This is a genomic window from Acinetobacter sp. GW821-FHT09D10 (genome assembly GCF_059416285.1).
This window is the reverse complement of sequence record NZ_JBWKOW010000005.1, coordinates 171,950-191,894: the sequence shown is the minus strand read 5'-3', so window position 1 is coordinate 191,894 and position 19,945 is coordinate 171,950. Positions and strand designations below refer to the sequence as shown.

The 19,945-nt window shown below is 39.9% G+C and carries 16 protein-coding genes and 1 pseudogene; 7 read left to right on the top strand and 10 right to left on the bottom strand.

The annotated features are described in order from the left end of the window. Positions 1–10: 10 nt before the first annotated feature. Complete coding sequence (locus tag AC07M3_RS13135; protein ID WP_494567497.1) at positions 11–1,216, bottom strand: acetyl-CoA C-acetyltransferase; 1,206 nt, start codon at positions 1,214–1,216, stop codon at positions 11–13. Between the two features lie 170 nt (positions 1,217–1,386). Then, the gene (locus AC07M3_RS13130) at positions 1,387–2,397 is read right to left on the bottom strand and encodes an AraC family transcriptional regulator (RefSeq protein WP_004638954.1); all 1,011 of its coding nucleotides are present in this window, start codon (positions 2,395–2,397) and stop codon (positions 1,387–1,389) included. A 210-nt stretch (positions 2,398–2,607) separates the two neighbouring features. Here AC07M3_RS13130 and AC07M3_RS13125 point away from each other — a divergent pair, with 210 nt between their 5' ends. The 6 genes from AC07M3_RS13125 (at position 2,608) to AC07M3_RS13100 (ending at position 10,418) form a co-directional block, all read left to right on the top strand. Further along, the gene (locus AC07M3_RS13125; RefSeq protein ID WP_199990771.1) at positions 2,608–3,726 is read left to right on the top strand and encodes a CaiB/BaiF CoA transferase family protein; all 1,119 of its coding nucleotides are present in this window, start codon (positions 2,608–2,610) and stop codon (positions 3,724–3,726) included. Between the two features lie 155 nt (positions 3,727–3,881). Then, positions 3,882–5,114 (top strand): carbohydrate porin, encoded by a 1,233-nt coding sequence (locus tag AC07M3_RS13120; protein ID WP_080632415.1) that lies wholly within the window; start codon positions 3,882–3,884, stop codon positions 5,112–5,114. Between the two features lie 175 nt (positions 5,115–5,289). Continuing rightward, the gene (locus tag AC07M3_RS13115) at positions 5,290–7,695 is read left to right on the top strand and encodes a glucose/quinate/shikimate family membrane-bound PQQ-dependent dehydrogenase (RefSeq protein ID WP_092708712.1); all 2,406 of its coding nucleotides are present in this window, start codon (positions 5,290–5,292) and stop codon (positions 7,693–7,695) included. Between the two features lie 166 nt (positions 7,696–7,861). Then, a complete protein-coding gene (locus AC07M3_RS13110) occupies positions 7,862–9,505 on the top strand; it encodes a nitrite/sulfite reductase (protein ID WP_494567496.1) in 1,644 nt (547 codons plus the stop codon). Then, on the top strand, positions 9,498–9,983 hold the full coding sequence (locus AC07M3_RS13105; protein WP_004638960.1) for a DUF934 domain-containing protein: 486 nt from the start codon (positions 9,498–9,500) through the stop codon (positions 9,981–9,983). The genes AC07M3_RS13110 and AC07M3_RS13105 overlap by 8 nt, the downstream gene beginning before the upstream one ends. 81 nt (positions 9,984–10,064) lie before the next feature. Next, a complete protein-coding gene (locus AC07M3_RS13100; protein WP_494567495.1) occupies positions 10,065–10,418 on the top strand; it encodes a DMT family transporter in 354 nt (117 codons plus the stop codon). Positions 10,419–10,470: 52 nt separating this feature from the next. Here the strand turns inward: AC07M3_RS13100 and AC07M3_RS13095 are convergent, their stop codons facing one another. From AC07M3_RS13095 to AC07M3_RS13085, 3 genes are all read right to left on the bottom strand, one after another. Next, entirely contained in the window at positions 10,471–10,914 is a 444-nt protein-coding gene (locus AC07M3_RS13095; RefSeq protein WP_494567494.1) for a VOC family protein, read from the bottom strand. A gap of 132 nt (positions 10,915–11,046) precedes the next feature. After that, positions 11,047–12,222 (bottom strand): thiolase family protein, encoded by a 1,176-nt coding sequence (locus AC07M3_RS13090; protein WP_005036248.1) that lies wholly within the window; start codon positions 12,220–12,222, stop codon positions 11,047–11,049. Between the two features lie 108 nt (positions 12,223–12,330). Next, positions 12,331–12,846, bottom strand: coding sequence for a GspH/FimT family pseudopilin (locus tag AC07M3_RS13085; RefSeq protein ID WP_133747750.1), 516 nt, complete (start codon positions 12,844–12,846; stop codon positions 12,331–12,333). Positions 12,847–13,225: 379 nt separating this feature from the next. Here AC07M3_RS13085 and omp38 point away from each other — a divergent pair, with 379 nt between their 5' ends. Beyond that, positions 13,226–14,248 carry an outer membrane protein Omp38 gene (gene omp38, locus AC07M3_RS13080; RefSeq protein ID WP_307012591.1) on the top strand — a complete coding sequence of 341 codons (1,023 nt, stop codon included), beginning with the start codon at positions 13,226–13,228 and terminating at the stop codon, positions 14,246–14,248. A 125-nt stretch (positions 14,249–14,373) separates the two neighbouring features. Here omp38 and AC07M3_RS13075 read toward each other — a convergent pair whose 3' ends face one another. The 5 genes and pseudogenes from AC07M3_RS13075 to AC07M3_RS13055 all read right to left on the bottom strand — a co-directional run bounded on the left by AC07M3_RS13075 (position 14,374) and on the right by AC07M3_RS13055 (position 19,934). After that, the gene (locus AC07M3_RS13075) at positions 14,374–14,532 is read right to left on the bottom strand and encodes a hypothetical protein (protein WP_307012593.1); all 159 of its coding nucleotides are present in this window, start codon (positions 14,530–14,532) and stop codon (positions 14,374–14,376) included. 3 nt (positions 14,533–14,535) lie between these two features. Next, positions 14,536–15,740, bottom strand: a pseudogene (locus AC07M3_RS13070) (RtcB family protein). A gap of 276 nt (positions 15,741–16,016) precedes the next feature. After that, the gene (locus AC07M3_RS13065) at positions 16,017–17,477 is read right to left on the bottom strand and encodes an amino acid permease (RefSeq protein WP_092708728.1); all 1,461 of its coding nucleotides are present in this window, start codon (positions 17,475–17,477) and stop codon (positions 16,017–16,019) included. A gap of 21 nt (positions 17,478–17,498) precedes the next feature. Continuing rightward, positions 17,499–18,512: a methyltransferase gene (locus AC07M3_RS13060; RefSeq protein ID WP_494567493.1), complete on the bottom strand. Its 1,014-nt coding sequence runs from the start codon at positions 18,510–18,512 to the stop codon at positions 17,499–17,501. Between the two features lie 63 nt (positions 18,513–18,575). Then, positions 18,576–19,934 (bottom strand): uracil-xanthine permease family protein, encoded by a 1,359-nt coding sequence (locus AC07M3_RS13055; protein WP_199990765.1) that lies wholly within the window; start codon positions 19,932–19,934, stop codon positions 18,576–18,578. Between the last annotated feature and the right edge of the window lie 11 nt (positions 19,935–19,945).

Below are 19,945 nucleotides of genomic sequence, written 5' to 3'. Positions count from 1 at the left end.
TCCCTAATCTTTATACGCGTTCAATAATGGTGGCAATACCCATACCACCACCAACACAGAGCGTAGCTAAACCGCGCTTTTTATTTTGACGTTCAAGCTCATCAAGTAGCGTGCCTAAAATCATGGCACCCGTTGCACCTAATGGATGACCTAAAGCAATCGCACCGCCATTTACGTTAACTTTTTCTGGTGGAACATTGAGTTCATTGATAAAACGCATTACAACTGCTGCAAAGGCTTCGTTGACTTCAAACAGGTCAATATCATTAATGGTGAGGCCAGCTTTTTCTAAAGCTTTACGTGCAGCAGGAGCAGGGCCAGTAAGCATGATCGTTGGGTCTGTCCCGACCAGTGCTGTCGCCAGAACTTTAGCGCGCGGTTTTAAATTCTGTTCTTTCACCGCTTTTTCAGAAGCCAATAAAACTACAGCTGCTCCATCGACAATGCCAGATGAGTTACCTGCATGATGAACATGATTGATTTTTTGTGCTTCAGGGTATTTTTGTAAGGCGATGGCATCAAAACCCATTTGTCCCATCATTTCAAAACTTGGGTTGAGTTTAGTCAGTCCTTCAACTGTCGTATTTCCTTTAATAAATTCATCTTTTTCTAAAATCACCACACCAGAATGATCTTTTACTGGAACCACTGATTGATCGAAATATCCATTTGCCTGAGCTGCTGCAGCTTTTTGCTGAGAGTTTACTGCAAATGTGTCTACATCTTCGCGGCTATAACCATCTAAGGTTGCAATGAGGTCAGCCCCCACACCTTGTGGAACAAATGATGATTTTAGATTGGTTTCAGGGTCTAACGCCCACGACCCACCATCAGAACCCATTGGGATGCGTGACATTGACTCGACGCCACCAGCAACCACTAAATCTTCCCAGCCTGAGCGAACTTTCATTGCTGCCATGTTGACTGCTTCTAAACCTGAAGCACAAAAACGATTGATTTGCACCCCAGCAACATCATCATTCCAGCCTGCGGCAATGGCTGCTGTTTTAGCAATATCACCACCTTGGTCACCAATTGGCGTTACGCAGCCCAGAACAATATCGTCGACTTTAGACGTATCAAGTTGATGGCGCTGCTGTAATTCGTTTAATAAGGTGGTCAGTAATGTAATAGGTTTTACTTCGTAAAGAGAGCCGTCTTTTTTTCCTTTTCCGCGTGGTGTGCGAATGGCATCAATAATATAAGCCTCGCTCATAACAGTTCCTTTTTTATTGCTTAAAATTTATTTGTGCTTTGAGTGTACTGGTTTTAATAGCGAGTGCAATGACGATAAGCGCACCAGTCAGGTGATGATTTTTGCCAATAGAGATACAAAAAAGCCCAAGTCATGCTTGGGCTAAATGTGAAACTAAAGAGATTTAAGAATTAGTGGTAACCGTGTAGCTGACGGTATAAACCAGGGGTCACACCTGTCCATTTTTTAAATGCGCGGTGGAAAGTACTGGTTTCACTAAAGCCAACTTGTTGTGCAACATCTTCAAGTGTTAATTCAGGGTTGAGTAACAAATGAATAGCAGCATCTCGGCGTAGGGCATCTTTCACGCCTTGGTAGCTTTTACCTTCAGCAGCCAAGCGGCGGCGTAAAGTTTGAGGAGACAAGTACAACATTGATGCAACGTCATTAAGCGTTGGCATTTCTTCACCAATTTGGCTTTTGAGCACGTCACGAATACGAGAAGTCAGCGAGTTGGTGTTTTTGAATTTTACTAAAAGCTGAGCAGGAGCTGCTTTTAAGAACTCTTCTAGCGTTTTTTCATCTTGGCGGATTGGCAAATCAAGATAATCGGCCGCAAAGGTAATCTCAGTACGTGGTGCATCAAACTGCATGACTGGTGCAAAAAATAATGCATCATATTCATCTGCATGGGCAGGACGTGGATAGCTAAAATGAACACGTTCTAAAGGTAACCGACGTTCAATCAGCCACGATGCCAAACCATGCCAAATCATTAACATACTTTCAGTAATGAAATGGTCCGGATCTAATGTTTTTGGAATGAGTGGAACTAAACGTGCTTCATGTTTGTCACGCTCTAGGCTTACAGACCATTCGTCACCGAATAATTTGTAAAATTGAGATGAGAGTTCAAGGGCTTGGCCCAAGGTTTTTGCATGAATAATCAACTGACACATAATGGCAAAAGTGCCCAAACGACGTGGCTGTACATCAAAACCAACGTGTTCATCTTGTGTGACCATCCACAACATTTTTATAAAACGAGTGTATTGTTCTGGCGAGATTCGAGCTTTAGGTTGACGTAATAGTTCCGCTTCGATACCCACATGTGAAAGTAACGTCTCGACATCCATGCCAAGGCGTTTTACGCCTGTTAAAGCCGCATTCACGAAGTGGATGCTAATCGTATCGCGACTCATATTGAATCCTTCAGTCTCTTTGATGTTCACTTTAAATTGACCTAAATGACCGTCTAAAAAAATAAATTGGCGATTTACAACAGAGTAAAAGCACTTTTTACATGTTAAATTGCCGAAATGATCAAGGTAAATGGCTGAACATGACATTGTTTTAGAATATTTGCTTAACTAATATAAAAGAAAATATGAATAATAGTGGTTAAAAAAACGATGACGACAGCATTAAATGGACTTAAAGTTCTAGATTTCTCGACCCTCTTACCTGGCCCTTTTGCAACAATGTACTTAGCCGATATGGGCGCAGAAGTCATCCATATTGAATCTCCATCACGTCCAGATTTAATTCGCATCATGCCGCCTTATGCAAATGGACAAGCAACGGCACATAGTTATCTAAATCGAAATAAACAGTCGATTGTTCTCGATTTAAAAGATCCGGCGAGTATTGATCTGATTAAAGCCAAGATTTCTGAGTTTGATATTGTCATTGAGCAGTTTCGACCTGATGTGATGCGTCGTCTAGGGTTAGATTACGCCACGCTTGCAGAAATTAATCCGCGTTTAATTTATTGCTCAATTACAGGATATGGGCAAACAGGAAGCTATAAAGACAGAGCAGGGCATGACATTAACTATTTAGCTTTAGCCGGTATTGCTGGGTATAGCGGCCGACAAGACAGTGGTCCGCCACCGTTTGGTATTCAAGTTGCAGATATTGCAGGTGGTTCACTTCATGCAGTGATTGCTATATTAGCCGCAGTGGTTGAGCGCGTGAGTAGCGGTATAGGGCAATACATTGATATTTCCATGACCGATTGTGTTGCTAGCTTAAATAGTATGGCTGCGTCAGCCACACTTGCTGCTCAGGTCGAGCAGGCCCCAGAGCATGGCATGCTCAATGGCGGCATTTTCTATGATTATTATATGACTCAAGATGGGCGCTATCTATCAATTGGTAGTCTTGAACCACAATTTATGTCAGGTTTATCAATAGCTCTTGATTTGCCACTATTATTACAAAAAGGTGCTTCATTAGATGCCGATGACCGACAAGAAGTTAAACAAGCCATTCAAGAAAAAATTAAAACTAAAACCTTTAAAGAATGGCATGAAATATTCGCAAATCTTGATGTATGTGTAGAACCTGTTTTAAACCTAACTGAGGCTTTAAATTCTCCCTTAGCACAAGAACGTGGATGGATTGTGGATGTACCTTTGCAAAATAATACAGCAGATACAGAACCACAATTGGCTTGTCCAATTAAGTTTTCACGATCTAAAATGAGATATTCCTTTATAGGTCAAAAGCTTGGCGAAGGGCGATGGTAAGGGCTTGATGTTATTTTTTAGTCAGGGTGGGTGAAAATTATTATCTGATTAATCAATTAATTAACATTTTGAATAATTTCTTTACATAAAATTAGCGTACCCTTAATAAACAAAGACATAAAAGGTATGTAAACATGAAAGCACATAAATCCTTGATGGCTTCTTGTTTATCCGTTTTATCAATTACCCTTTTTATTCAGCATGCACAAGCTGCGGCTGCATTTGACCCAAATAGTCCGTGGATGTTGGGTGATTGGAACGGTCAACGCACAGCGTTACAAGCACAAGGTTATGATTTTTCGTTTGGATATACCGGTGAATATGCTGGTATTTTAGACTCAAAGCAGACATCTACCCATGGTAGTGCTTATACAGGGCAACTTGCTTTAGGAACTCATTTTGACCTAAATAAAATTTTAGGTTGGCAAGATACAGAAGCTCAAATCACATTAACTTATCGTGATGGGCAGTCGCTTTCTGAACACTCACCAGCTTTAGCAGGGCACTTAAGCTCGGCACAAGAAGTGTGGGGGCGTGAGCAGACTTGGCGTTTAACAGATTTATGGATCAAGAAGAAATTCATGGATCAAAAGTTAGACGTTAAAGTCGGTCGTTTTGGCGAGGGTGAAGACTTTAATAGCTTTGACTGTGATTTCCAGAACTTGGCGCTTTGCGGCTCTCAAGTAGGGAACTGGGTCGGCGATCAGTGGTATAACTGGCCAGTTAGCCAATGGGCAATGCGTGTTAAATATAACTTGCAACCTGACTTATATACGCAAGTGGGTGTATATGAATATAACCCAGAAAATCTGGACCGAGGCAAAGGTTTTAACCTAAGTACTGATGGTTCGCATGGGGCGATTATTCCTGCTGAAGTGGTTTGGTCACCTAAATTAGGTGCTCAAAGTATGTCTGGTGAATACCGTTTAGGGTATTACTACAGCACTGCTGATGCCGAAGAAATTGCTGATAAGACCAAAAACTCTCATAAGCAAGGTGTTTGGGTAACTGCAAAACAAAAATTATTTCAGCCTGCTGATCAAACAGACCGCGGTTTGACTGGTTTTGTGAACCTCACTTTCCACGATTCCGACACCAACAAAATTGATAACATGCAAAATGTAGGCTTAGTCTATAAAGGTTTGCTGAATCAACGTCCTCAAGATGAGTTGGCATTAGGTGTTGCGCGTATCCATATCAACGATGATTGGAACGATGTCCAAAATAAAGAATATGACACTGAATACAATACCGAGCTTTACTACGGTATTCATGCGACAAATTGGCTGACTATCCGTCCAAATGTGCAATATGTTCGTCATGTTGGTGCATTAAAAAATGGTGATAACACTTGGGTAGGCGGTATTAAATTCTCAACTGCATTCTAAGCGTAATTACTCCGAAAACGGATTGTCGAGGGTTAAATCATTGATTGACATAACTTGACCTTCCGTTTTTTTCTTTGTGCCTGAGTTTTATTTTAGATGTATTGGTATGCCAGTTTTTTGATCAAAAGCTTGGCGTATCTTTCCGATAAAAATGATGATTGATAAGAGGTGATTTATGAATCAACCTACTTCAAGATCAGGTTTAACGACTTTTACCGTAATTATTATTGGGTTATTAGCGTTATTCCTGTTAATTGGAGGTATTTGGCTCGCTACATTAGGCGGTTCAATTTACTATATTATTGCTGGTGTATTACTCCTGATTGTTGCATGGCAACTGTATAAGCGCGCTTCCACAGCATTGTGGGTGTATGCCGCTTTAATGCTAGGTACCATTATTTGGGGAGTCTGGGAAGTTGGAACTGACTTCTGGGCTCTTGCACCGCGTTTAGATATTTTAGGCATTCTTGGTTTATGGTTATTGGTTCCAGCCGTAACTCGTGGAATCAGCAACCTTGGATCAAGTAAAGTTGCGTTATCTTCAACGTTAGCAATCGCTATCTTGTTGATGGTTTACTCTGTTTTCAATGATCCGCAAGAAATTAATGGTGAAATCAAAACACCTCAACCAGAAACTGCTCAAGCAGTACCTGGTGTTGCCGAGAGTGATTGGCCCGCTTATGGTCGTACTCAGGCAGGTGTGCGTTATTCTCCGTTAAAACAGATTAATGACCAAAACGTAAAAGATTTGAAAGTTGCTTGGACTTTACGTACTGGCGATCTTAAAACGGGTAATGACTCTGGCGAAACAACCAATCAGGTTACTCCGATTAAAATCGGTAATAACATGTTTATCTGTACAGCTCATCAGCAATTAATCTCGATTGATCCTGCTACAGGTAAAGAAAAATGGCGTTTTGATCCGAAGCTTAAAACGGATAAATCGTTCCAGCATTTAACTTGTCGTGGTGTGATGTACTACGATGCAAACAACACAACTGAGTTTGCAACGAGTCTTCAAGGCAAGAAATCTGACTCTACACAATGTCCGCGTAAAGTCTTTGTTCCTGTGAATGACGGCCGTTTAGTTGCGGTGAATGCTGACACTGGTAAAGCATGTACTGACTTTGGTAAAAATGGTGAAGTGAACTTGCAAGAGTTTATGCCATACGCTTACCCAGGTGGTTACAACCCAACATCTCCTGGTGTCGTGACTGGTTCAACTGTTGTTATTGCTGGTTCGGTAACAGATAACTACTCAAACAAAGAGCCATCAGGTGTAATTCGTGGATACGACGTTAACACTGGTAAACTTCTTTGGGTATTTGATACAGGCGCAGCAGATCCAAATGCAATGCCGGGCGAAGGTACGAATTTCGTTCATAACTCACCAAATGCGTGGGCTCCTTTAGCATACGATGCCAAACTTGATATCGTTTATGTGCCAACAGGTGTAGGTACTCCAGACATCTGGGGTGGTGACCGTACTGAACTTAAAGAGCGCTATGCAAACTCAATGTTAGCGATTAATGCCTCTACTGGTAAATTAGTATGGAACTTCCAGACAACCCATCACGATTTATGGGATATGGATGTACCATCTCAGCCATCTTTAGCTGATATTAAAAACAAAGCTGGCCAAACTGTTCCTGCAATCTATGTATTGACGAAAACAGGTAATGCTTTTGTTCTTGATCGTCGCAATGGTCAACCAATTGTTCCTGTGACTGAAAAACCAGTTCCGCAAACAGTTAAACGTGGGCCACAAACGAAAGGCGAGCATTATTCAAAAACTCAGCCATTCTCTGACTTGAACTTGGCACCACAAGACAAATTGACTGATAAAGATATGTGGGGTGCCACAATGCTTGATCAGCTCATGTGTCGTGTTTCGTTCAAACGTCTAAATTACGATGGTATTTATACTCCACCATCTGAAAACGGTACTTTAGTTTTCCCTGGTAACTTAGGTGTGTTTGAGTGGGGCGGTATGTCGGTTAACCCTGACCGTCAGGTTGCTGTAATGAACCCAATCGGATTGCCATTTGTGAGCCGTTTGATTCCTGCTGATCCAAACCGTGCGCAAACTGCAAAAGGTGCGGGAACTGAGCAGGGCGTACAACCAATGTACGGCGTACCTTATGGCGTAGAAATCAGCGCATTCTTATCTCCACTTGGTTTACCTTGTAAACAACCAGCTTGGGGATATGTTGCAGGCGTAGATTTGAAAACCCATGAAGTGGTATGGAAAAAACGTATTGGTACAATTCGTGACAGCTTACCGAACTTGTTCCAATTACCAGCTGTAAAAATTGGTGTTCCTGGTTTAGGTGGTTCAATCTCTACTGCCGGTAATGTCATGTTTGTTGGTGCAACTCAAGATAACTACTTACGTGCATTTAATGTCACTAACGGTAAGAAACTTTGGGAAGCGCGTTTACCAGCGGGTGGACAAGCAACACCAATGACTTATGAAATCAATGGTAAGCAATATGTTGTAATTATGGCCGGTGGTCATGGTTCATTTGGTACGAAAATGGGCGACTATTTAGTGGCTTATGCCTTACCAGATAACAAATAAAATGCTTCTATAAAAAGGGCCTGGATTTATCCAGGCTTTTTTTATGTCGATTTATATTAAAGCTTATCAATAAAACCGTTATTAAATATGCAAAAAAAGCATTTTATTGATGAATAAAAGCTCGCTATGCTATCTGCCTTAATAATGAAACTACTAGCCGTACGCCATGTATTTATATACCGATTTCGATCAGCAGCTGATTAATCAACGAGTTGCTCAGTTCCGCGATCAGACAGAGCGCTATTTAGCGGGCAAACTTTCTGAAGATGAATACCGTCCATTACGTTTGCAAAATGGTTTATATGTGCAACGCTATGCGCCTATGCTGCGTATCGCCGTGCCGTATGGCTTAATGAATTCAAAACAATTACGTAAAATTGCTGAAGTTTCAACTGAATATGATCGTGGCTATGCACACGTATCTACACGTCAGAACATTCAGTTAAACTGGCCAGCTCTTGAAGATGTACCAGAAATTTTAGCTGAACTTGCAACCGTGCAAATGCATGCCATTCAAACCAGTGGTAACTGTATTCGTAACACAACGACTGACCAATATGCAGGTGTGGTTGCAGGTGAAATTGCAGACCCACGTCCAACATGTGAATTGATCCGTCAGTGGAGTACGTTCCATCCTGAATTTGCATTCTTGCCACGTAAGTTCAAAATTGCCGTTTCTGCACTTGAAGAAAAAGACCGTGCAGCAACAGCATTCCATGATATTGGTGTATATATCGTGCGTAATGAAGCAGGTGAAATTGGCTACAAAATTATGGCTGGTGGTGGTTTAGGCCGTACCCCAATCATTGGTAGCGTCATTCGTGAGTTTTTACCACGTGAAGATTTAATTGCATACTTAGAAGCAGTTTTACGTGTTTATAACTTACATGGTCGTCGTGATAATAAATATAAAGCGCGTATCAAAATTCTAGTGAAAGCGTTAACTCCTGAAGTTTTTGCTCAGAAAGTTGAAGCTGAATTTGAACACACACGTGAAGCATTAAAAATTCAGCCAGAAATCTTGAAAAAACTGGATGAAGAGTTCATCCCATTTGACTATCAAAATTTGGCAGATGAAGATTTCACTGCTCTATTTGCTGAGCATCCAAAATTCAAGCAATGGTTCAATATCAACACACATGCGCATAAAGTGAAGGGCTATCGTATTGTTACGATTTCTCTAAAACGTGCAGGTATCGCACCGGGTGATATGACCACCGAAGAAATGAACTTTATTGCAGATCTTGCTGATAAATATACTTTTGGTGAACTTCGTACGACTCACGAACAAAACATTGCTTTGGCAGATGTGCCTCAAAAAGATTTGTTCGATGTATGGCAAGCGCTTGAACAACAAAATATGGCTCGTGCACATATTGGTTTTATTACCGATATTATTAGTTGCCCAGGCGGTGATTTCTGTTCACTGGCAAATGCGAAATCAATTCCAATTGCTGAAGCAATTACACGTCGTTTCGATGACTTGGACAAAGTTTATGACCTTGGTCATTTAGACTTAAATATTTCTGGTTGTATGAACGCCTGTGGTCACCACCACGTAGGTAACATCGGTATTTTAGGTGTAGATAAAAAAGGTGCTGAATTCTACCAAATTACATTAGGTGGTAATTCGGACCATGATGCATCAATCGGTGACATCTTAGGACCATCATTTGCAGCAGATGCTGTGCCTGACGTAATTGAAGAAATATTAAATACTTATCTTGATTTACGTACTGAGGGTGAGCGTTTTGTTGACACATATCGCCGTGTAGGAATTCAACCATTTAAGGAGCGTGCATATGCTTAATACAGCTCTACCAGTGCTTTATAAAGATGGCACGATCGCTGACAATACTTATCAAATCATTGCTGAAGACGGTGTTATTCCTCAAGGTGACGTTGTTGTAACAACAGCTCAACTAGACCAATTAGCAAACATTCAAGGTAAAAAAGCTTTGTATGTGACTGTGAATGATTCACCTGAAGATCATACATTCCCATTAAACGAGCTTAATGCAATTTTCATTGAGTTTGCAGGTTTTGGTGATGGTCGTGGTTACTCATTTGCTGCACTATTACGTCGCCAAGGTTTCCAAGGTGAGTTGCGGGCAACGGGTGATGTATTTAAGGATGTCTTAAACTACTTAAAACGTTCTGGCTTTGATAGTTTTGTCGTAAAAGAAGGCAAAGACGTACAAGAAGCGGCGGCAGGTTTACAAGACTTTACCAATCCATATCAAGCTTCAACCGCTGTACCGCAAGCAAGTTATCAAACTGGTGCTTAAATAGATTTCAAATACGAAAGCTGAACCTAGGTTCAGCTTTTTTTATAAATAATTTTTAAATGACTTAACTGAAGAACAAGAATGCTAGGTTTAATTTCAAAAATAAACCCCGGCGCTTGGTGGTTATTATTTGCCATCGCGACGGATGTACTCTCAACATTCTATTCTGCCAGAGGTAATGGCTTAGTTAATAAGACAGCTCAAGGTATTGCTCTGATTCTATATATGATCTCTTTCGCTTGTGCTGCCATTGCTTTGAAATATATGCAGGCTGGAATTCTGTACGTACTTTGGTCTGGAATTGGCGTATTAGCGACAGCTTTTCTAGCAAAGATTTTTCTTGGGCAAAATATTGATGTGGCAGGGTGGGTCGGAATTGGATTCATTACGGTAGGGCTGATGATTGTTGCTCAATATTCCAATATCGATATTTAAAAGCCTCATAGAAATATCTGAGTGTTTCTATGAGGCTTAAGTGTTGAAAATATTAAGTATCAAGCTGACAGTTGACCATCCATTTTATGCCAAATTGATCGGTAAAAGCGCCGTACAATGCGCCCCAGAACGTTTTTTCTAGAGGCATTTCGATTTGACCATTTGCAGATAAAGCATCAAAAAGTTGTTTAGCCTTTTCTTGCTCATCTTTTTCAAGATTAATCGAAATGTAGTGATTATTACCTTGGGTAAAAACGCTGTTAGGGGCACAGAATTGATCATTTGTATCTGATGCCATAAGTACAGTGTATTCATTAATTGGCAGTGAAATATGAAGAACTAGATTCTTATCAGCTTCCGATAAAGTCACGCCTTCAGTAGGTGGCATATCGCCATAGCGGCTCAACATGCCAAACTCACCGCCAAAAACTGACTTATAGAAATTAAAGGCTTGCTCTGCCTGACCTTGAAAGTTGAGATAGTGATTGAGTTGCATTGTTATAGTCCATTGTTGTTTTCATTTAGAAGAATAAGTTAAAACGTAAAAGTGATTTTGTGGGTCATTTTTTGTAGTTTTTTCATAAAAAAAATCCCGCCGAAGCGGGATTTTGAAATATTGTTTTTTTAATTAAATGAGTTCAATTGCAACGGCTGTAGCCTCACCACCACCAATACAAAGAGCAGCAATACCTTTTTTACCGCCAGTGCGTTTAAGAGCATGGATCAACGTAAGAATGATACGAGAACCTGTGGAACCAACAGGATGACCTAATGCGCAAGCACCACCATTGATATTTACTTTTTCAGCATCAAGTTTGAAATCATCAATTGGGCACATGGTGACCATGGCAAAAGCTTCGTTAATTTCCCATAGGTCGACATCTTGAGCATTCCAGCCAGCTTTTTTCAAAACTTTCTCGATGGCACCAACAGGAGCGATTGTAAATTCTGAAGGGTGCTGAGAGTTTGATGCTGTTGCGATAATTTTTGCAAGCGGCTGTAAACCACGTTGAGCAGCAACTTCACTTGATGTCAGTACTAATGCAGATGCACCATCCGAAATAGAACTCGCATTTGCAGCAGTAATTGTTCCGTCTTTTGCAAAAGCTGGTTTAAGTGAAGGAATTTTGTCGATCTTTGCATTTAGAGGTTGTTCATCTTGATCAACAACAACATCACCTTTGCGACTAGGTACGGTAACCGAAACAATTTCATCTTTGAAATAGCCTTCAGTAATCGCTGTTTGAGCACGTTTCAAAGAACGAATTGCAAAGTCATCCATTTGCTCACGTGTATAGCCACGTGTGTTTGCCATATCTTGAGCAAAAGAACCCATTAAACGACCAGTTTCAGCATCTTCAAGTCCATCAAGAAACATATGATCCTTAATTTCGCCGTGACCCATACGATAGCCAGCACGTGCTTTTGGTAAAACATAAGGCGCATTTGTCATGGACTCCATACCGCCAGCAACAACAATTTCAGCACTGCCTGCTTTAATCATATCGGTTGCTTGCATTACTGCTTTCATGCCAGAGCCACAAAGCTTATTAATCGTTACAGCACCTGTAGAATCAGGTAAGCCTGCTTTACGCATTGCTTGACGAGCAGGGCCTTGTTTTAAACCAGCAGGAAGAACACAACCCATAATGACTTCTTCGACATCAGTAGGTTGTAAACCTGCTCTTGCGATTGCTTCTTTAATGGTTACAGCGCCTAGTTCAGGCGCAGTAAGTCCCGATAACGATCCTTGAAAACCACCCATGGCAGTACGAGCACCATTAACAATTACGATGTCAGTCATTGTTCTAATCTCCAGTTGTTCTTAATCTCAAAATAAGAAATGTTTAAAACCTAGGCAGTATATTGCAAAAATCAGAGAGAAATATCTTCTGCATTAGACTGTAGAGTTCTAACAATTTTTAATATCTTCTAAACGAATATGTCCCATTTTGCTGAGAACCAATTTAAAGTTTTTAAGCTGATCATAAGAACAATAAGTAAAACTGCCGTTAGACTCACGTGGCAGTCCAGTGTCTCCTTGAAATACGATACTATTGAGTTTTTTTCCAAACTTTTGAAATTTTAAAGAACCATAACGATGATTAAGTTCAACATTGGTCAATATCTCTTCGTCGCTTTCTCTTTGTAGATTATGATTTGTGTCTACAAAGCTTATAAGGCTTGTATCCCAATTACTATTACACAGCGTTAAATCAACACTTGGGCAAAGTACGACACTCTTATGTCGTAGAATTGCGTCGTATTTGGCTTTTTGTATATGAATTGTCAGTAGTCGAGGAGTGTTTTTTAATTCTACCGAAGCCATAAATTGATGGTATAAAGGAAGAGCTATAGTGAACATAATCATAAGAATTGCGAGCGTTATAGTGAGTTCCATCAATGTGAAACCGGGAGATTTAAACATTAAAATTCCTTAATATATAAAATAATATTTTGATTTTATGCGTTCTATCAATGATTTATATAGTTTTTTATAATGAGGAAACACAAAATTAAATAAAGGTTATCAGGACGCTAGAATACTGGTAAAATCATCCTAAGCGAAAGAAAGAAGTTGTTCATATTTTCTAGTTGAGTAAAAAATTACCGAATTACAACGGAAATTGTAAGTAATTTTGTCAATAATTTACTTGATTAAAATTATCAAGCACTTGGAAAGTCTATCAAGTGTTTGTATGATTCAAATGTGAATAGCTTAAAAATAATACTGGGGTAAAAATATCTCAGGGGCCAATAAATTTAGGCTGAGCTTGAACAACAATTGTTATCTCTGGAGGATATCCATGAAATTGAGTCGTATTGCACTTGCTATGCTTGTCGCTGCTCCATTAGCTGCTGCTAATGCGGGCGTAACTGTTACCCCTTTGTTAGTTGGTTATACTTGGCAGGATACTGACCATAACAACGATAAATTAACAAGTCATGAGGAATTACAAGATGATTTGTTCGTTGGCGCTGCACTAGGTGTTGAATTAACTCCTTGGTTGGGTTTTGAAGCTGAATATAACCAAGTTAAGGGTGATCTTGAAGGTACTGGCGTAGCTGGTTCTGAATATAAGCAAAAAACTATTGCGGGTAACTTCTACGCAACTTCAGATTTGATTACTAAGAATTACGACAGCAAATTTAAGCCGTACGTATTGTTAGGTGCTGGTCAAACTAAAACTGAATTTGATGGTGGTGTTGATAAAAAAGACACTATTGGTAACGCTGGTGTAGGTGCTTTCTATCGTTTGAATGATGCATTATCACTTCGTACCGAAGCTCGTGGTACTTATGATTTTGATGAGAAATACTGGCGTTATACAGCTCTTGCTGGTTTAAACGTAGTTCTTGGTGGTCACTTGAAGCCTGCTGCTCCTGTAGTAGAAGTTGCTCCAGTTGAACCAACTCCAGTTGCTCCACAACCACAAGAGTTAACTGAAGACCTTAACATGGAACTTCGTGTGTTCTTTGATACTAACAAATCAAATATCAAAGACCAATACAAGCCAGAAATCGCTAAAGTTGCTGAGAAGTTAACTGAATACCCTAACGCTACTGCACGTATCGAAGGTCACACAGATAACACTGGTCCACGTAAGTTAAACGAACGTTTATCTTTAGCTCGTGCTAACTCTGTTAAATCAGCTCTTGTAAACGAATACAACGTTGATGCATCTCGTTTGTCTACTCAAGGTTTTGCTTGGGATCAACCGATTGCTGACAACAAAACTAAAGAAGGTCGTGCTATGAACCGTCGTGTATTCGCGACAATCACTGGTAGCCGTACTGTAGTAGTTCAACCTGGTCAACAAGCTCAATAATTTGAGTTTTTGAACAGTAAAAAAAGCGACTCGTTAGAGTCGCTTTTTTTATTGCGATTTTTAAAATATTTACTCATTTCTACCTCTCCTTAATCATAATTTCTTTCGATCTTGGGCTAAATTATTTACCAATCGCCTCTTCTCAATTGCTGTTTAGTATCTTGTCTATCTCTACGATGTTGGGCACGAGGTTTTTCCGTTTCATGCATCCCACCTTTTTGAAGTAAAGGGGAAAGAGCCACCTGATTGCGAACTTTGATCTTTGACATTTCTTTAATTTTCATATTTTAACCTTTAATACATAAAACTTGTTTAAGTGTGTGGACAACCTCAATGAGGTCCGTCTGATTTGCCATGACTTCATCAATATCTTTATAAGCACTTGGAATTTCATCGACAACACTACTGTCTTTACGGCATTCAATACCTTGGGTTTGTTCAATAAGATCTTGCTGGTTAAAAAGGTTTTTTGCCTTGCTTCGACTCATCTTGCGACCTGCGCCATGAGAACAAGAACAAAATGACTCAGGATTTGCTTTACCTCTGACGCTATAAGATCTTGCTCCCATTGAACCCGGGATAATCCCTAATTCATCTAAGCCTGCTCGAATTGCACCTTTTCGGGTAATCAATAAACTTTCACCGAAATGTATTTCACGGCTTACATAGTTATGGTGACAATTAATTGCTTCTTTTTTCATTTGAAAAGAGGGTAGAAGAGAGCGAATTGCTTCTAATATTAATCGCATCATTTCTTTGCGATTTTCAAAAGCATATTCTTGAGTCCATTCTACCGCTTCCACATAGTCATCGAAACTTTTTGAGCCTTCGGCAAAATAACTCAAATCTTTATCAGGGACATGACCAAAACGATGCTGAGCTTCTTTCTTGGCTAACTCAATAAAATAAGTGCCAATAACGTTACCCAGCCCTCTGCTACCTGAATGCAGCATAATCCATACGTCTTGATTTTCATCAATACAGAGCTCGATAAAGTGGTTGCCGCCACCTAAAGTACATAGCTGTTTTTGCCATGTTGCATCAAATTGTCGAAGCATTCGAACAAGGCCAGGATGTTTTTGATAATCGGCTCTAAGCTTTTTTCAAGTGGAATAATGCTTGAAGCTTTTGCCTTAACCTGTTTGTGTAAAGCAAATCCGACGGGTACTTTACGTTCGATTGCATCGCGTAAACGACTTAAACTATCTGGCAATTGAGAAGCCTTTAGACTTAAACGAATTGCATTCATTCCACAGCCAATATCTACGCCTACAGCAGCAGGAATAATGGCATGTTTCGTCGGAATAACACTGTCTACAGTCGCGCCTTTTCCTACGTGAACATCTGGCATAACAGCAATATGTGAGTATATAAATTGCAGTTGAGCCATTTTCTTGAGTTGTTCAATACTTTCACTATCTATATCTTGAGTGAAAATTTTAACGGGAACACCGTAAAGTGCTTCCTCGTTTAATATTTTTTGTATGCCCATAATTTTTCTCTTATTTTTGTCCGAGCAGGCATAAAAAAACCTAGCGAATGCTAGGTCTTAAATTTGAGCATTCGGACAAGTGAAGTGAATTTGTACACTTATCCGTGAGCTGACATCGTGCCAAATTATTTAGTCTGTTTTACCTTGTACTGCTGGCATGATGTCCTCCTTATTTAAACGTGCCGTTGAAAATCTGAACGGCATTTTACCTCTTTTTAATCAAAGATCAAGTTTTTGATCTTTGATTAACTTTAAATTACCTATTAGAACCGACTTTTAATCTTGTTCAGGTTTGACGTTCATCTGATCATAAGGGATCAGTTTGGTTTTGTTTTTCCACTTATAGCCTAACCAGATAATTAAGAACAATGGCAAGCTAATATAGGTTGAAAGTAAGCCTAACCAGTCAATTTTCCCACCTAAAATGGCTTGATAGTTCTGTCCTAAAATAATGATTGAACATAGGATAAATGCAAACCAAGGTGCAAATGGGAAAAATTTGGCACGGTATGCTAAATCTTCTAATTTATAGCCTTGAGCAATATAACCTTTGCGGAAACGATAGTGTGAAATAGCAATTCCTAGCCAAACAATAAAGCCGCACATACCTGACATATTGAGTAGCCAGTTAAATACTTGCTTTTCACCAATAAAAGTCGTCAAGAAACAAAATGCGGCGATAAATGTTGTGGCATATAGTGCATTCATCGGAACGCCACGACCATCAAGTTTTGCAAACCACCTTGGAGCACGGCCTTCTTGAGCCATTTTAAACAACATGCGAGTTGAAGAATACATACCCGAGTTACCTGCTGACAAAATAGCAGTAAGAATGACAGCATTCATCAAACCAGCCGCGAAAGCAAAGCCAACTCTTTCATAGAGTAAGGTAAATGGAGAAAGCGCAATATTTTCAGTGGTAGCAGCTTGCAACAAATTTGGGTCATCATAGGCAATGAGAGTGCCGATAATGAAAATACATAAGATATAAAACAGTAAGATTCGCCAGAAAATCTGTTTGATTGCAAGTGGAATCGTCTTCTTTGGATCTTTTGATTCACCAGCAGCAACGCCAACCATCTCAGTTCCTTGGAAAGAGAATCCGGCAATCATTGCAACACCAATCATGGCCTGTAAACCACCTACAAAAGGTGCTTCTTTATAGGTCCAGTTTCCAAAAGCTGCGACACCTGGAGTTAGCATAATCTTAATGATCATGGCTAAGCCAATGATAATAAAGGCAATAATTGCGATAACTTTTACCATTGAGAACCAGAATTCGCTTTCGCCGAATCCCTTTACTGTCATGGCATTAATCATAAAGATAACGATAAGGAACAGGGCACTCCAATAGAATCCTGGTATATCAGGGAACCAGAATTTCATAATAAACTGAACTGCAACAAGTTCGAATGCAACCGTAATCGCCCAGTTATACCAGTAGTTCCAACCTAAAGCGAAGCCAAAGCCTTCTTCGACATAACGACTGCCATATGTAAAAAAAGCACCAGAAGTCGGATTGTGGGTTGCAAGCTCACCTAAACTGGTCATTAAAAAGTAAATCATAATGCCAATGAGGGAGTAGGCGAGTAGCGCTCCACCTGGGCCAGCATTTGCAATGGTTGATCCAGAAGCAAGGAAGAGGCCTGTACCAATGGAACCACCAATGGCGATCATATTCAGATGACGAGCCCCGAGCTTACGCTGGAGTTTTTCAGGAGCATGTGTTTCGCTCATGGAGATTCCTTACATAGTTTGTTATGCACAGGCATATAACACCTTAAAGCCTTGAAGGTCAGTTTTAATCTGGCACTGACCAAAGTGCTTCTCAATTAAGATCGGATAGTTTAAAAAACGGTTTGCTACAATCCATAGCTCACCTGATGCCTTTAAATGTTTTTTAGCGTTCTGGCAGAGTCCTTCACTTGCATCATAGTTGGTATGAATACCTTGATGAAAAGGAGGATTACTGACAATGGCATCGAGTTCTGTTGGAGCGTCTGCAATACCTATAACAGGCTGCAATCTCAACTGGTCTGAACCTATTCCATTTCGACTAAAAGTCATTTCCGTTGACCGTAAAGCGAAAGCATCAATATCTAGGGCATGAATAATATTACTTGAATTTATTTTTGCCAAATAGCAACTGATAATTCCAGCACCACACCCGAAGTCGGCAATTCTACCTGATTTCACCTGATTAAGATAAGGGAGTAAAACAGCAGTTCCGACATCTAGGTGATTTTGACTAAAAACACCGGGTAGGGCACAAATCGTAAGCTCTTGTTCATTCACCTGAACTGTGTAAGTTTTAAGCCAGCTTTCCAGAGGTTTGATCTTTTCAGTTTTCTCAATCTTTAAATGCCACAGCTGACAGTGGCGGGCGCTATCAAGTTTTAGTACCTTGCCAAGGCTTTGTAATTGTTTGGCGGCTCTTTCTATACCACCCTTTTTTTCACCAACTAAAAAAACAGATTGATTGCTTTTAAGATGGCTCATCACTACATGCAATATGTAATTCAAAAGCTCTTTAGATTTTGGAACAAAAATGATTGCTTGGTCGAATTCTTGTGATGGAAACTCAACTGAGAAGTGCGCTTTTGTTCCACTATTTATAAATCCCTGATAGTCGGCATGGTTCCATGTCCAGACTGACGCATCAGTCCCAGCGGGTAATTGACTGACTAAGGCATCATTCGGTGCATTAATTAATAAGATTCTACCTTTTAAATAGTCTTGCTGTCTTAATACCACTTCACTTCTAGGATCCATGTACATCTCTCATGAAGAAGAATGCCCAGTGGGAGCTGGGCAGTAATCAAAATTAAAAATTAGTTATTTATGCGTTTCAGGAAGCACAACATTTAAAATTAATGCTGCTATACCACCTGTTGCCACGCCAGAGCTAAAAATATTTTTAAATAATTCTGGAAGGTGCTCTAAAATTTGAGGAACTTGAGCAACACCTAAACCTAATGCAAGTGAGATAGCAATAATTAATAATGCTCGGCGATCAAGATGAACTGAAGACAGTATATTAATACCAGATGCAGCCACTGCACCGAACATGACCATAACAGCGCCACCTAATACCGCTTGAGGAACTGCTTGTATCACACCAGCTACCGCAGGAAATAGACCTAATAAAATCAGTAAAATGGCAATCCAGATACCTACATAGCGGCTAGCAACCCCAGTTAATTGAATTACACCATTGTTTTGAGCGAAAACAGAACTAGGGAAAGTGTTAAATAATCCTGCTAATAAAGAGTTTGCACCATTAACTAATACGCCACCTTTAATACGTTGCATCCATACTGGACCATTAACAGGTTGGTTTGAAAGTTTACTGGTTGCTGTCACATCACCAATTGCTTCTAAAGAGGTCACCAAATAAATGAATGCCATTGGAATGAATAATCCCCACGAGAAGCTCAAACCAAAGTGCATTGGTGTTGGAATTTGTACGAGTGGCGCATCTTTAATACCAGAGAAATCTAGATATCCCATAAATCCAGCAAGAATGTAACCACTCACTAAAGCGATTAAAATAGCTGAGCTTTTAATCCAAACCACTCGAATACGATTTAGAACAACAATAATGGCAAGTACGGTACATGACATAATAAGGTTGTCTGCACTTGCAAAAGTATGATCTTGCATGGCTTGGTAGCCACCACCCATACTAATCAAGCCTTCTTTAATAAGCGTTAAGCCAATTAATAAAACAACAATGCCAGTCACCAAAGGAGTAATTAGTCTTTTTACCCATGGAAGAATTTGCGAAACACCCATTTCAATGAAGGAACCTGCAATGACCACACCAAATATTGCAGCCATGACTTGGTTTACAGGTGTTCCTGCGGCAACCATTGCACTACCAATACCAATAATAGGACCAATAAAGTTAAAGCTTGTGCCTTGAACAATAAGAAGACCAGCACCAAATGGACCAACTTTTTTACATTGTAAAAATGTAGCAATGCCCGAAATCACCAAAGACATTGATAAAATCATGTTAGTTTCGGTGCGTGAAACGCCTAAAGCTAAGCAAATTAAAAGGCCAGGTGTAACAATTGGTACAATAATCGCAAGCAAATGCTGGAAAGCTGCTAAAAAAGCGATCAAAGGTTTTGGTCGATCATTTAAACCATAAACAAGGTCTAAATGGTCTTGAGAGTGTTGATTGGACATGGGTGTAGGTC